The organism is Erythrobacter sp. S259 (assembly GCF_057364965.1).
The window spans coordinates 1,297,764-1,311,640 of record NZ_CP200286.1; the positions used below are offsets into that span (position 1 = coordinate 1,297,764).

Annotated in this window: 11 protein-coding genes; 1 reads left to right on the forward strand and 10 read right to left on the reverse strand. The window is 56.5% G+C overall.

Annotation, left to right across the window (positions count from 1 at the left end):
* Window positions 1-5: 5 nt before the first annotated feature.
* The 3 genes from AC0V60_RS06135 to AC0V60_RS06145 all read right to left on the reverse strand — a co-directional run bounded on the left by AC0V60_RS06135 (window position 6) and on the right by AC0V60_RS06145 (window position 2,610).
* Window positions 6-935, reverse strand: a complete 930-nt coding sequence (locus AC0V60_RS06135) for a hypothetical protein (protein ID WP_486177617.1) — start codon at window positions 933-935, stop codon at window positions 6-8.
* A gap of 61 nt (window positions 936-996) precedes the next feature.
* On the reverse strand, window positions 997-2,184 hold the full coding sequence (locus AC0V60_RS06140) for a hypothetical protein (RefSeq protein WP_486177618.1): 1,188 nt from the start codon (window positions 2,182-2,184) through the stop codon (window positions 997-999).
* Window positions 2,185-2,292: 108 nt separating this feature from the next.
* A complete protein-coding gene (locus AC0V60_RS06145) occupies window positions 2,293-2,610 on the reverse strand; it encodes an Hpt domain-containing protein (RefSeq protein ID WP_486177619.1) in 318 nt (105 codons plus the stop codon).
* Between the two features lie 73 nt (window positions 2,611-2,683).
* Between AC0V60_RS06145 and AC0V60_RS06150 the strand changes: the two genes are divergently transcribed.
* The gene (locus AC0V60_RS06150) at window positions 2,684-5,260 is read left to right on the forward strand and encodes an ATPase (RefSeq protein ID WP_486177620.1); all 2,577 of its coding nucleotides are present in this window, start codon (window positions 2,684-2,686) and stop codon (window positions 5,258-5,260) included.
* 41 nt (window positions 5,261-5,301) lie between these two features.
* Here the strand turns inward: AC0V60_RS06150 and AC0V60_RS06155 are convergent, their stop codons facing one another.
* From AC0V60_RS06155 to nuoL, 7 genes are read right to left on the reverse strand one after another with little or no spacing between them, the layout of a single operon-like run.
* Complete coding sequence (locus AC0V60_RS06155) at window positions 5,302-5,592, reverse strand: DUF1467 family protein (protein ID WP_486177621.1); 291 nt, start codon at window positions 5,590-5,592, stop codon at window positions 5,302-5,304.
* Entirely contained in the window at window positions 5,592-7,256 is a 1,665-nt protein-coding gene (locus AC0V60_RS06160; protein WP_486177622.1) for a ribonuclease J, read from the reverse strand. Before AC0V60_RS06160 ends, AC0V60_RS06155 begins: the two co-directional genes overlap by 1 nt.
* Window positions 7,257-7,293: 37 nt before the next feature.
* Complete coding sequence (locus AC0V60_RS06165; RefSeq protein WP_486177623.1) at window positions 7,294-8,091, reverse strand: type III pantothenate kinase; 798 nt, start codon at window positions 8,089-8,091, stop codon at window positions 7,294-7,296.
* Between the two features lie 27 nt (window positions 8,092-8,118).
* Complete coding sequence (locus AC0V60_RS06170; protein ID WP_486177624.1) at window positions 8,119-8,844, reverse strand: biotin--[acetyl-CoA-carboxylase] ligase; 726 nt, start codon at window positions 8,842-8,844, stop codon at window positions 8,119-8,121.
* Complete coding sequence (gene nuoN, locus AC0V60_RS06175; RefSeq protein WP_486177625.1) at window positions 8,841-10,322, reverse strand: NADH-quinone oxidoreductase subunit NuoN; 1,482 nt, start codon at window positions 10,320-10,322, stop codon at window positions 8,841-8,843. The genes AC0V60_RS06170 and nuoN overlap by 4 nt, the downstream gene beginning before the upstream one ends.
* Entirely contained in the window at window positions 10,322-11,866 is a 1,545-nt protein-coding gene (locus AC0V60_RS06180) for an NADH-quinone oxidoreductase subunit M (RefSeq protein ID WP_486177626.1), read from the reverse strand. The genes nuoN and AC0V60_RS06180 overlap by 1 nt, the downstream gene beginning before the upstream one ends.
* Before the next feature lie 15 nt (window positions 11,867-11,881).
* Complete coding sequence (nuoL, locus tag AC0V60_RS06185) at window positions 11,882-13,876, reverse strand: NADH-quinone oxidoreductase subunit L (protein ID WP_486177627.1); 1,995 nt, start codon at window positions 13,874-13,876, stop codon at window positions 11,882-11,884.
* Window position 13,877 lies beyond the last annotated feature (1 nt).

Genomic DNA, 13,877 nt, shown 5'->3' on the forward strand with positions numbered 1-13,877 from the left:
CTGCGCTAGACCTCGCTCATTTCGCGAAGTGACGATTGTGCATGCGCTTGTGACATAGAAACAAGTTCTAAGGGCAAACCCTTGATCCCACCTAGAAAAGCCATTTGGGCCTCAATAGCATCAGCGCTCTGTCCCGCCGCTTTCAGGGTAAGCGCAAGCCTTATGGATTGGCTTTCATGGCATGCGAAAACCACACGCTCTCTATTTTGCTGGGTCAGGGATGCGGCCGCACTGACAAATAGGGCAAAACCTGCATGGCTAAGATCTAAAGCCGCAATTGCCCCACCGCGCATGGAAGATGCCAAGCTTGCGAGAAGAGCAAACCTGCTCGCCCCTTCGTCATAGTTCGATTTGAGCGCATCGACCGATAGTTCGGCCAGATCATCGGTAAGCCCAAGATTTGCTGCGAGAAATTTGTCCAGAACACTGCTGAACAGTTCAAACGGCAGTTCCCCGATGGAAACCTCCATGCGGGACTGGTTTTGGCAAAATCGCGACTGCGCGGCAAGCGTCGCCATGGCCAATTCCGCCGTTTGATTGCGTTCTGACGCGATCAACTCCTGAAGTAAGGGTGATAGGACAAGGTCCATCGAGGTTCTCTTCTCAAGCCGCTGCGTCAAAAGCCCTTCGAGCGCCAGAGCGTAAAGGTGCGTTACCAATTTGTCGTCGCCGGCCAGATGACCTGCCAATTTCGCGCGTGATTGCGCCAAATCCAGTTTAGGATCAAAACGCGTTTCGCCCTCTGGCAAGAGCTGATCGGCAAGAGCGTTTAGCATTCCGCGAAGACGCGCCAAAACCGCGTCGCTGATAAGGCTTGGACCTTCACAATCGAGAAGATGTCTTGCAACCGGCGCGAGCGAGAGTAGCGCGCGGTTGCCGCGTGCCATTTCATCCCGCAGGAGTGCGTCCACCGGAGTGGCCTCAGATCGGTCCATCGACATATTGCCCATTGCGTACCCTATACAGGGTCATGGTTAAGCCACCGTTAGCTTAAGCTCACTTCGCACGCAGCACCAATTGCGCAAGCGCCCCAAGAGAAAACACCAGCAGCATCTGCGTGAATATGCCAAAGTAAGCCGCCAAAGCAAATGCCGCCAAATGCGTCGGCGTGTCGTTCCAGAACGATGAAAACGCTGATGGTTTTTGTCTGCCCGCCAACCATGCCAGACCCGCAGCAATGACCGGCACAGCGATCAGTGCGCTCCAGCCTTCAATTGAAACACTGGCTGATACCAGGATGAGGCAGCTGAATAAGAGCGTATATTTTGCGAATTTTGACGCCGGCGAAGGCGGGGCATTTGCAAAAATTCCATCGCGCAATTCCATTGCAGCAGCACAAAGCCTCGCGACAAATGCACCGATCGCGCCAATGCACAAAGCTATCACGCTGTATCCAAAGCCTGCAATCACCGCCGCGGTCACGAAAAGGCCAAGCGCGCTCAGGGCCCAGAACGCATTTTTCTCTCCAAGCCATGACAATGCCGTCGCGCGCACGATCCGTGTAGCAATGGCCGCGCTGGGCCCAGCCCATGGTGTGATAGCAAGGTTTGCCTGCATCAACGCGTGGCTTCGCCGAGCAACCGATTGCGGCTCGGCGGCTAAAAGCCATTGGTCATTATCGAGCGTCCCTTGCGCGGCATTTACGCATTTCACCCGCGCCTGAAGCGCAAGGCGGAGCAGCATCGACATAGCGTCGGCATCACCCGGCGCACCTTCAAGCATTCCTGCACACGCGCCTGGAATAGTCGCAATTCCGGCCCAGTGCCGATCCCTATCAATGCGTTCAAAATCTTCAGGGTACAATTCAGCAAGGCCATGGTCAGCGTCAAAAACGAAAATCGAGGGCTTTTGCGGCTCTGAAGCGCACATGACCTGCTCCGAAGCATCGCCGCCGAGAACCAGCCCATCAAGCTGCATCATTATCTCATCATCTTCGCGAACCAGACTTGCAAGCTGCGAGGGGGAGCGCACAGCATGGAACGCCATTCCCTTATCCTCAATCCGCTTTTGCTCAGCGATGACCTCGCTCAGATGCGTTTTGCACAGGCACAAGATCCGCTCGCATCCCGCGGCGAGGGCCAGATCCACCTGCCATCCTACCACGCTTCGCCCGGCGAGCATCTGCACACTGCGCAGTTCACCATTTGCCGCGCGTTTCACCGCAGAGATCAGACCGATACGCAAAAAGGCAAACTCCAGTGCTGAGTAACAATAGCAAAGCGCTACGCCCTCGACCGCCTATGCATCAAGCGAGAGGTTCACCGGGTATCCACTATTTTGAGACAATTGGGTCTAGAAGCGGCCCATTGTGTTACCATTAAAGCGGTCGAGCACAGCTTCGATCCTGCGAATGGCGGTTGGTTCGCCTGGCGCGCATGCGAGGGCGTGATCCGCTGCATCGAGCAATTCTTGCGCATGGAAACTGGCCGCAAGTCCCTTCAAGCGAAGAGCAGCCACGTTCCAATTTCCGTCGCAGCGCGAGCGTTTAAGGAGATCAACAAGATTTTCTGCGCTCTCTAGAAAGGCCGCACGCAATTCCCCGATCAAAGCCGAGTTATCGCCAGCTGCCGCCGCCAGAGTCGCATCGAGAGCACCACTTTCATACGCCATAGTGGGAGGGCATAACCGGATTCTGAGTTAATGTGGGGTTTATCCCGCGCGTTCCTGTGGTAATTGTGTAGATATGACAGGTGGGAAACATATCCGCGCGGTTGGCCAAGAGGCCGAAACCAAGGCGCAGTCTGATGTCAACGCGAGCGCGGAGAAGGCGAGCGAAGGCGTGTCGTTCAACGATGCTATCGAGCCTGATGATGAGCTTGAATTGACACCTGATGACTTTGAAACTGAAGAAGAAATTTATGGCGAGCGGCACTCGTCAGACTGGCTTGCCCCTGCGTTAGCGATGGTGGCAGTGGCGGCGTGGACCGGATTTTACGGATGGTCTATCCAGGATCAGGTCTTGGGCGGCTCGCTTGGTGCGCAGGGCTGGCCCCGACTATTGATCGACTGGTCAGTGCCTATTTTGCTTATCGGTGTCGCTTGGCTTCTTGTGATGCGTCATTCGCGGGCTGAAACCAATCGCTTCGCGCAAAGCGCTGCATTGCTCTCTCATGAAAGCCGTGAGCTCGAAAGCCGCCTGACGGTGGTAAACCGCGAACTTAGCCTCGCGCGCGAATTTCTAGCCGCGCAGTCCCGAGAGCTTGAGACGCTTGGCCGCATCGCGGGGGAGCGAATTTCGGCCCATGCCCAGACACTGCAAGATCTGATCAAGGATAACGGCGAACAGGTCGATGCCATTGGAAATGCGAGCGAAAGTGCGCTGTCGAATATGATGCACCTTCGCGATGATCTGCCAGTCGTCGCCAATTCGGCGCGCGATGTATCCAATCAAATTGGCGCTGCTGGGCGCTCAGCCCGTGACAATTTGGGTAAACTCTCAGAAGGGTTTGAAAGGCTCAACCAGTTTGGCAAGGCAAGCGAAAACCAAGTTGCCTCGTTTGACAGCAAGGTTGGCAAAATCCTCACAAGCTTCCAAGAGCAGCTCACCCAAATCGAAGAATCCGCCGGCGCCCGGCTCGAAGCTGTCGAAGCGCGCGCGAAAGACTATCGAAGCGAAGTCGAAACCGCAGAGAGCGTAGCCGTTGATGTGTTGAGCGAACGCATTTCGGTTCTCCAAAGCGAGACGAAATCGGTTAGCGAGAAATTGCGCGAGGCCGAAGATGGAGCAATGAAGCAGCTCACCGCTTCAAAGGTTCGATTTGAAGGTGAAATTGTTAAGGCGATCGAGAGCCTCGACGCGGTCGATGCGCAGGCCATTGATCTTGCGCAAAAACGCGTTGAGGAGCTCAACGCCAAAGTCACCCTCTTCACCGATCAGCTCGAAGCGCGCGATCGCCAGTTCAACGAGCAGGTCAGCCGCGTGCAAGAAACCTTCTCGACGCAAGAGGCGCAAGCAAGCGAAGTTCTGGCGCAGCGTTTGGCAGCGCTCGATGACGCTCTTGCTCAAAGACGCGAGGCCCAAAACGCCGAGACAGCGAAACTGACGGCTCACTCGAATATTATTACTGAGCAAATTGAGAAGCTTACCGCCCTGATTGACGCAGCAAACACACAAGGCAGCACGGCTAAGGAGGCCCTTTCGTCTGGTCTGAACGTGCTCGATACTCAGCTCGAAGAGAAACGCGAAAAGCTTCGCGAGACCGAAGCAGAGATCGCAAGCCTCACAGAAGCCGGTGTGCGCCTGCTCGAAATCATCCAGTCCAGCGCCACCTTCACGCGCGAGGATTTACCCGAGGCGATGAAAGGCGCACTTGGCAGGTTGAGCGAGGTTGAGAGCCGCGCTCAGGAAGTCGATACATTGATGCTTGCAACCAACGATAAGGCGAAAGACCTGTCTGATTATCTTATAGCAGCGCGCTCAAAGGTGGACGACAATGACGAGGCGATTGATACGCTTCAGGGCAAGATTGCCTCGCAATCAGAAGAGACCCTTACAAAGATTCAAGGGCTTAAATCTGGTCTAATGAATCTATCCGAGCAAAGCGGCAATCTTGCAGGTGAAACCGAAGAAACCCTCGTTACCGCAATCAGCAAGCTTGAGGACACTACGAAGCAAGTCTTTGAAACGCTTGAAACTGGCGCCCGTGACAAGGTGGATGCATTGGCGAGTTCGATCTCTGAGCGCGCCGTCTCAGAGCTTGAGCGGTCGCTTCGCAACGATACAGCCGAGGCTGTCGGGAAGCTGGAACAGGCAGCGGCCCATGCATCGGGTGTCGGGCGCGAGGCTACGGTGCAATTGCGCGATCAGCTTGCCAAAGTGAACGAGCTTACGGTCAACCTCGAGCAGCGCATAGCGCGGGCACGCGAGCTTGCCGAAGAACAGGTCAACAACGACTTTTCGCGCCGCATGGCTCTTATCACAGACAGTCTCAATTCCTCTGCAATCGACGTGGCCTCGGTGCTCTCTCATGAAGTTTCGGACACATCATGGGATGCCTATCTGAAAGGGGACCGGGGGATATTCACTCGCCGTGCTGTGCGTTTGATTGACAGCACCGAAGCTAAAGAAATCGCTGATCTTTATCAAAGTAATGATGAGTTCAAAGCGAATGTCAGCCGCTACATCCATGATTTCGAAGCCATGCTGCGCTCGGTCCTGTCGACCCGAGATGGGAAGGCTTTGGGCGTGACGGTGCTGGGTTCAGATGTGGGTAAACTCTACGTTGTGCTGGCCCAATCGATTGAGCGTCTGCGCCAATAGGCCTCTACGCAGCGCCGCGCTTGGCCTTTTTGCACACCGATCTATTGTGCGCCAGCGACGCTACCCGGCGGCTTTGGCAGGATGTCGAGGTCGCTCACGCTCACCCACCCATATTCGTAGTTCACCACGAACAGGCTCGTCAAAATCATAGCAATCACCGTTGCGCGAATGAGGAGCTTACCTGGCTTAAAGGTGGAAGGAGCGCTTTCTGCCTGCCCGGGCACCAACGGCTCGCCCACCTCTTCGGAGGTGCGTACGCCAAAGGGCAGCATGATAAACGCGCTCATCATCCAGATAAGAAAATAGACCGCAAGGATGGACGTCCATTGCACTAACGGTCGTCCTTTTTCAGCCCCGGCATCAACACACGCACTTGCGGATTTTTGCCCGACCACCGCCGTGCAGCACGGCGCGCTGCGAGGCGCGCGGCCTCATGGACGGCTGCTGGATCCTGGGCATCGCGCCCTTTGAGCCGGCCGATGGCTTTTAAGATATCCTCGCTGGTTTCCTCGGTGAACTCGGCCAAGTCCTCATCAAGCGGAAGACCTATGGCCTCGACGAGCGGCGCTTCTCCGCGCGCGAGGACGACCACCACAAACCCCTCAAACGAGATTCGGCGGCGCATAGTGACCGCCTCACCGTCAGCAGGTGCGATAATGTCGCCGTCAAGCACGAGACGCCCGCTACGCACCTCGCCAAGCTTGCCAGGTTCGCCGGGGGCAAGACGAACGATATCTCCGTTGGATTGAACGACATTGCTCGGGATGCCGAACTCTTTGCCGACCCGCGCCTGTTCCCGCATATGCCGCATCTCACCATGAACCGGGATAAGCACCTCGGGACGCAGCCAGCCATAGAGCGCCTCGAGTTCCGGCCGTCCTGGATGGCCTGAGACGTGGATGAAGCTTTGCCGGTCGGTGATCATCTCGATCCCGCGCGCGGCAAGCTGGTTCTGCATCTTGCCCACAGCAATCTCATTGCCGGGAATGAGGCGCGAGGAAAACAGGATCACGTCGCCGGGCACCAGCTCCAACGGGTGATTGTCATCAGCGATCCGGGCAAGAGCAGCACGAGGCTCCCCCTGCCCGCCGGTCGCCAAAATCATCACCTCGCCGCGCGGCAGCCGCATGGCGGTGTCGAAGTCGACCGGTGTTGGGAAGTCCTCGAGATAACCATTGTCCTGTGCCACCTCGAGGATGCGATCAATCGAGCGGCCGGCAACACAGACTTGGCGTCCCGTTTCGCGCGCAACCTCGCCAAGGGTCTGGAGCCGAGCAACATTGCTAGCGAAGGTTGTGACGAGGACACGTTTGCCCTTGTGCTTGGCAACCTCTTCCATCAGACCCTTGTGAACGGCGCCCTCTGACCCAGAAGGTTCGGGATTGAAGACATTAGTGCTGTCGCACACCAGCGCCAGCACACCTTCATCGCCAATTTCGCGAAGCTCCTCCTCAGTTGTCGGCTCTCCGATGATGGGATCTTCGTCGAGCTTCCAATCACCGGTGTGGAATACGCGGCCATAAGGCGTGTCGATCAGGAGCGCGTTGCCTTCGGCAATCGAGTGAGCGAGCGGAAGATACGTTATCTTAAAAGGCCCAATATCAATCTGACCATGGTCTTCTTCGATGATGTTGAGTTCAACCTTGCCCAGAAGGCCTGCCTCTTCGAGCTTCCTTGCCACCAGATCGGCTGTGAACGGCGTCGCATAAAGAGGCACGCCAAGTTCGTCTGCGAAGTAAGGCACCGCGCCGATGTGATCTTCATGTGCATGGGTCAGGACAATGCCGAGCAGGTCCTTGGTCCGCTCCTCGATGAACTCAAGGTCGGCAAAAACAAGGTCCACGCCGGGGTACTCGCCGCCTGAAAATGTCATGCCAAGGTCGACCATCAGCCATTTCCCGTCGCACCCATACAGGTTGACGTTCATGCCAATTTCGCCTGAGCCGCCAAGGGCCAGGAACAGCAGCTCTTCTTCCGGAGTATAGTTCTTTTTCACTTGGGTGTTATCGTTCTTTTATAGGAGTTTGAGCACTTCAGGACAGGGCTTGTTTCGCAAGGATCGCCAGACCCTCGATGGTCAAATCCGTGTCCACTTCATCAAAAATGTCGGTCGCTTCATCAAACAGAATCGCGAGGCCGCCGGTTGCTACGACCTTGGCAGGACGGCCAATTTCCGACTTCATGCGCGCCACAATCCCTTCCATCATAGCAACATACCCCCAGAACACTCCAATGAGCATTTGGTCTTCGGTGTTGCGTCCAATGACGCTCTGGCTGGCAGGGGTAGCGATAGCGATGCGGGGCAGCTTTGCAGTCTTACCCACCAATGCGTCGAGCGACAGATTGATCCCAGGCGCGATGGAACCGCCCTTATAGGTGCCGTTAAAGTCAATCGCTTCAAACTTGGTCGCGGTGCCAAAGTCGATCACGATCAAGTCGCCGCCAAACTTGTGGTGTGCTGCCAAGATATTGAGCGCCCGATCTGCGCCAAGCGAGGTGGGCTGATCTACATCGGCCACAAATGGCCAGGCTGCTTTGCCATCGCCCGCCTTCAAAGGCGTGATGCCAAAGTATTTTTGGGCGAGCACTGTCAAATTGTGGTCAGCGCGGGGGACGACCGAGGCGTAAATAATCCCAGTAATATCCTCGCGCGTAACGCCTTCAATCGTCAGCAATTGCAGCAGCCACACCGCATACTCGTCCCCTGTGCGCCGAGGGTCAGTTGCTATTCGCCAGCGCGCTTTGGGAGGTGTAACAAAGCCGCCCTCCCCATCCGGTTCGAACAGCGCAAAGACAACATTGGTATTTCCAACATCAGCTGCCAGCAGCATCAGCTATGCTCCTTCAAGAAACCACGCTCAAGAAATGTCCCCTGCCCGAATGACACGTTCCGAGCCATCCGCCAAGCGCAGCCGCAAAGCCCCGTCACTTTCTTCCAGACCTACGAAGGTCCCGGTGATATAAGTGCCATCTGTATCGTGCACCGTCACGCTTGATCCGCTGGCGTGAATGGAGCGTGCGAGAAACTGGGAAAGCAGCGGGGTGAGGCCGTTTTCGCGCCACTGCACGAGCCAATGAGCAAACCTTGCTGCCAGGGTTTCGGCAAAACCCAAAAGCTCAATCGGGCCAGCGATATCCGAGAGTGCAGAAGTTTTGCGCTCTCGCAGATCGGGCGCTTTGGCCAGGTTCACACCGATACCCGCCACAATCTTCCCGCCTACCAGTTCCAGCAGAATGCCGGAAAGCTTGCCCCCATCCAGCAGAACATCATTCGGCCATTTCAGGCGAAGCTTTTCGGTGTCCGGCAAAGCTGCTGCGGCTGCGTCATACACCGCCATCGCTGCAACAAAGCTCAAAGAGGCAGGGGGCGGATCGCCCGCGTTCAATTCAACGACGCGGGAGCCCATGAAATTGCCCGAACCATCGAACCACTCGCGCCCTTGGCGACCTTTTCCCGCACTCTGGCGTTTGGCGACAAGCCATTCCCCCTCTTGCGGTTCCTCACCTGAGCCGACCGCGCGAACAAGGTCAGCATTGGTCGAGCCGGTTTCTTCAACGACTTTGATTGATGATGGGGGTATCAAATCGCCAGGAACAGCGAAGACGCAGCCTTATTGGTGAGGTCCGTCAGCGATCCGGTGAGCAAATAGCCAAGCGGCGAGATGATCACTGCACAGACGCCCAGAAGCACCCAATGCGACGTCTCAGCTTTACCGGTGGCAACGCCTGCGGGCTCATCGAAGAACATGACCTTCACAAACTTGATGTAGTAGAAAGCGCCGATAACGCTAGCCGCAATGGCAATAGCGGCGAAAACCACGAGGTCTGCCTCGACTACAGCCTGGAAAACCACAAACTTGCTGTAGAAGCCGAGGAGCGGCGGGATACCGGCAAGGCTAAACATGAAGATTAGAAGCGACCACGCAATTGCGGGGCGGGTCACAGCGAGCCCTGCGATATCGCCGAATGTCTCGAACAGCTTGCCGTCTTCACCGCGAAGCATAAGGAGCGCGGTAAAGCTGCCAAGGCTCATGACGACATAGATAAAGAGGTAGACGAGCATCGAGCTTGCACCAGCGGGCGTGGCAACAGCCAGCCCCAGAAGGATAAAGCCGATGTTGTTGATCGAGGAGTAAGCGAGAAGACGTTTCAGATTGTCCTGTCCAATAGCGCCCAGCGCGCCGAATACGATGGAAGCGAGTGCCGTGAACATTACAATCTGCTGCCAAGCCTGAACTTGGCCGCCGAAGACTTCGAACACCACGCGTGCGGTGAGCGCTACTGCGGCCACCTTCGGAGCAGTAGCAAAGAACGCGGTCACGGGTGTAGGCGCGCCCTCGTACACGTCCGGGGTCCACATGTGGAATGGCACCGCAGCGATCTTAAACGCGAGGCCTGCCATCACAAAGATCAGGCCGAAGAGCTGTCCGGTCGAAAGCTCGCCTTCAAGCCCAGCGCGGACGCTGGCGAAGTCGGTGGCGCCGGTGAAGCCGTAGAGCAGGCTCATCCCGTAAAGCAGGATGCCCGATGCAAGCGCGCCGAGCACGAAATATTTGAGGCCTGCCTCTGTTGAGCGTACATCCTTGCGAAGGATTGCGGCCAGCACATAGGCGGCCAATGAATTGAGTTCGAGCCCCATGTAGAGCGTCATAAAGTCGCTTGCCGAGACCATAATGCTCATGCCCACGGTCGCGAACAGGATCAGTACTGGGTATTCCGCACGAAGCCCGCGCTCGCTCGATGCGGCGGGTCCATTGAAGAAGGAGGGCGCCACAACAAGCGCGCCAATGGCCGCCAGGTAGGTCAGAGCTTTGGCAAAAAGCGCAAAACTATCGACCTTCATCAATGTGCCGAAGGCATAGCTATCAGGCCCGTCTACCCCAAGGTGAAGGCCGGGAATGGTGAAAAGCCCTGCGACAAACAGCGCTCCAGCTGCAATGATAGTCACCGCGCGCGCGGCCTTATCGCCAACCCATGCAGCGACGAGCAATAGGACAAGGCCAGTACCGATAAGGATAAGCTCAGATGTGATCAGGGCGAAGGATGATGGGAAATCAAGCATCAGTGATGGCCCTCCCCTTCGTGGCTCTCAAATTCGATAGCATTAGCCGCTTTGTCCAAGGGCTCTCCGCTGGCAAGCGCTGCATCGCTGACGGGCGCTGAAGCTGCAAGCCGCGCATCTAGGGCGGCGATATCAGCGCGCATGGGAGCAAGGAAGCTCTCAGGATAAACGCCCATCCAAAGGACCACAGCGGCAATCGGGGTCATCATAATCCATTCGCGCGCATTGATGTCTTTCATCGCGGCAGCATCTGCGTTTTTCTGATCGCCAAATGCCACGCGGCGGTAAAGATAGAGCATGTAAGCTGCGCCCAAGATAATGCCAGTGGTGCTGACCAGCGCCACGAGGCTAGAAGTTTGGTAAATGCCTGCAAGCGAGAGGAACTCGCCCACAAAACCGCTTGTGCCGGGCAGACCGATGGAAGCCATGGTGAACAGCAGGAAGAACAGCGCGTAGTATGGCATGTTGATGGAAAGCCCGCCGTAGCGTTCGATCTCACGGGTATGGAGACGGTCGTAAATGACGCCAACGCAAAGGAAGAGCGCGCCGGATACTAGGCCGTGCGAAAGCATAACGATCATAGCGCCTTCAAGGCCCTGCACGTTAAATGCAAAGAGACCCACGGTCACAATCGCCATGTGAGCGACCGAAGAATACGCAATCAGCTTCTTCATATCCGCCTGAACCAGAGCGACCAGCGAGGTGTAGATCACCGCGATCATCGAGAGGATGAAGACAAACCATGCAAAGTCGGCGCTAGCTTCTGGGAACATCGGCAGACTGAAACGGATAAAACCGTAGCCCCCCAATTTCAGAAGGACGCCTGCAAGGATCACAGACCCTGCAGTTGGTGCCTGAACGTGCGCATCGGGAAGCCAGGTGTGGAACGGCCACATCGGCACCTTCACCGCAAAGCTTGCAAAGAACGCCAGCCACAGCCACGTCTGCGCCCCGCCGGGGAAGTCATACTGCATCAGCGTCGGAATGTCCGAGGTGCCTGCCTCGCTCACCATCCAGAACATCGCGATCAGCATCAGAACCGACCCGATCAGCGTGTAGAGGAAGAATTTGTACGAGGCGTAAATGCGGTTATCGCCGCCCCACACACCGATGATCAAATACATCGGGATCAGGCCAGCTTCGAAAAATATGTAGAACAGGAACAAATCTTGCGCGGCAAACGTCCCGATCATCAGCACTTCCATAAACAGGAAGGCAGCCATGTATTCGCCCACACGCTTCTTGATCGAATCCCAGCTGGCAAGAATGCAGATAGGCATCAAGAAAACGCTGAGCATGATGAGCATCAAGGCAATACCGTCGATCCCAAGTGCGTAGGAGAAGCCAGCGACTAGCTCGTACTTCTCTTGGAACTGCCACTGCGCGCCGCCAATGTCGTAATTGGCCCAGAGCATGACGCCGAGGCCAAATGTCACAAGCGTTGCCGCCAAGGCGATCACTCGCGAGGCTTGCCCGGCGAACAAACTTGCAATCGCTGCCGCTAACGGCACCAGCATCATGGTGGTGAGGATGGGAAAGTCCATTACGCTCAATGACCCCTAGAGCAGCACATAAGTGACAGCGGCGATCAACCCGAGAAGCATGATCAGCGCGTAGGTGTAGAGATAGCCCGACTGGATCGTCTTGGCCGCGAGCGAGCCGCGCTGAACCACAGCGGCTATGCCGTTGGGGCCGAAGCGGTCGATGATCCCAATGTCGCCCAGTTTCCAGAACTGGCGCCCAAACCAAAAGGCAGGCTTTACGAAAATCGCATCGTACAGCTCGTCGAAATACCATTTGCGGAATACGAAGTTGTGGAGCCATCCGAAGCTTGCAACGAACTTGGCGGGAATATCAGGCTTCGCGATATAGGCGATATAGGCTCCGACAAAGCCCAGAACCATGACCACAAAGGCGGAATACTTCACCCAATACGGCACAGCGTGAAGCGCGTGGATGAGGTTCTCATTGTAGAAAATCGAACCAGCCCAGAAGCTCGCATCGTCAATGAAGCTCGGTGCGAAGACTTGGCCAGCAAGCACCGCGCCTGTGGACAGCACCACAAGCGGGATGAGCATCGCAATCGGGCTTTCGTGCGGGTGATAGCCGCCGGTTGTGTCTTCGCCAGCCTCTTGAGGCGTCTTGTGGACACTGTGCTGAATATGCTCGCTCTCAATCCAGCGCGGCTTGCCCCAGAAAGTAAGGAACATCAGACGCCAGCTGTAGAAGCTCGTGAGAAGCGCTGCGGTAACACCTGCCCAAAATGCGATGGTGCTGGTGGTCGTGCCGCGAGCAAAGGCCGCTTCGAGGATCGCGTCTTTCGACCAGAACCCGGCGAAACCAGCGCCAAGATGATACACGCCGAGACCCGTAATCGCGAGAGTGCCCAAGAGCATTGCGACAAAGGTAATCGGGATCGCTTTCCTGAGACCGCCATAATAGCGCATGTCTTGTTCATGGTGCATCGCATGGATGACCGAGCCTGCGCCCAAGAACAGCAGCGCCTTAAAGAATGCGTGTGTGAACAGGTGGAACATCGCCACGCCGTATGCGCCGATGCCTGCTGCGAAGAACATATAGCCGAGCTGCGAACAGGTTGAGTAAGCGATGACCCGCTTGATGTCCCACTGCGTCGTGCCGATGGTGGCGGCAAAGAAGCACGTCGCCGCACCCACGATTGTCACGATCATCAAGGCAGTTGGCGCTGCTTCAAACATTGGCGACAGGCGGCAGACCATAAAGACGCCCGCTGTCACCATGGTCGCTGCGTGGATGAGAGCAGACACAGGCGTCGGCCCCTCCATCGCATCAGGCAGCCATGTGTGGAGGCCAAGCTGCGCTGACTTCCCCATGGCTCCGATGAAGAGAAGGAAGCACAAGATGTCCATTGTCGGCAGGCGCATGCCGAGGAAACCGATGGTAGATCCGCTCATGCCAGCAGACGCGGCAAGTATCTCAGGGATCGAGGTTGTCTGGAACACCAGGAAGGTGCCGAAGATACCTAGCATAAAGCCAAGATCACCCACGCGATTGACCACAAAGGCCTTGATCGCCGCAGCGCCCGCCGATGGCTTTTTGAACCAGAACCCGATGAGCAGGTACGAGGCAAGCCCCACCCCTTCCCAACCGAAGAACATCTGAACAAGGTTGTCAGCGGTCACCAGCATCAGCATGGCGAAGGTGAAGAGCGAGAGGTAAGCGAAGAAGCGCGGCTGATCCGGGTCTTCCTCCATATAGCCCCAGCTATAAAGGTGCACGAGCGCGGAAACCGAGTTGATCACCACCAGCATAACCGCGGTGAGAGCATCCACCCGCAATGCCCAGTCGAAAGTCAAATCACCCGACTGCACCCATTGCAGCACGGGAACGACTTCGGCGGAATGCGTGCCGGTTAGAAACCCGATGAAGATCGGCCAGCTCAATGCTGCGGACAGGAACAATCCGCCGGTCGTGATCGACTTGGCGATCGTGTTGCCCAGCATGCGGTTGCCAAGCCCAGCAACGATCGACGCGATCAGCGGGGCAAAGACGATGATAAGGATTTGCGTGTCCACG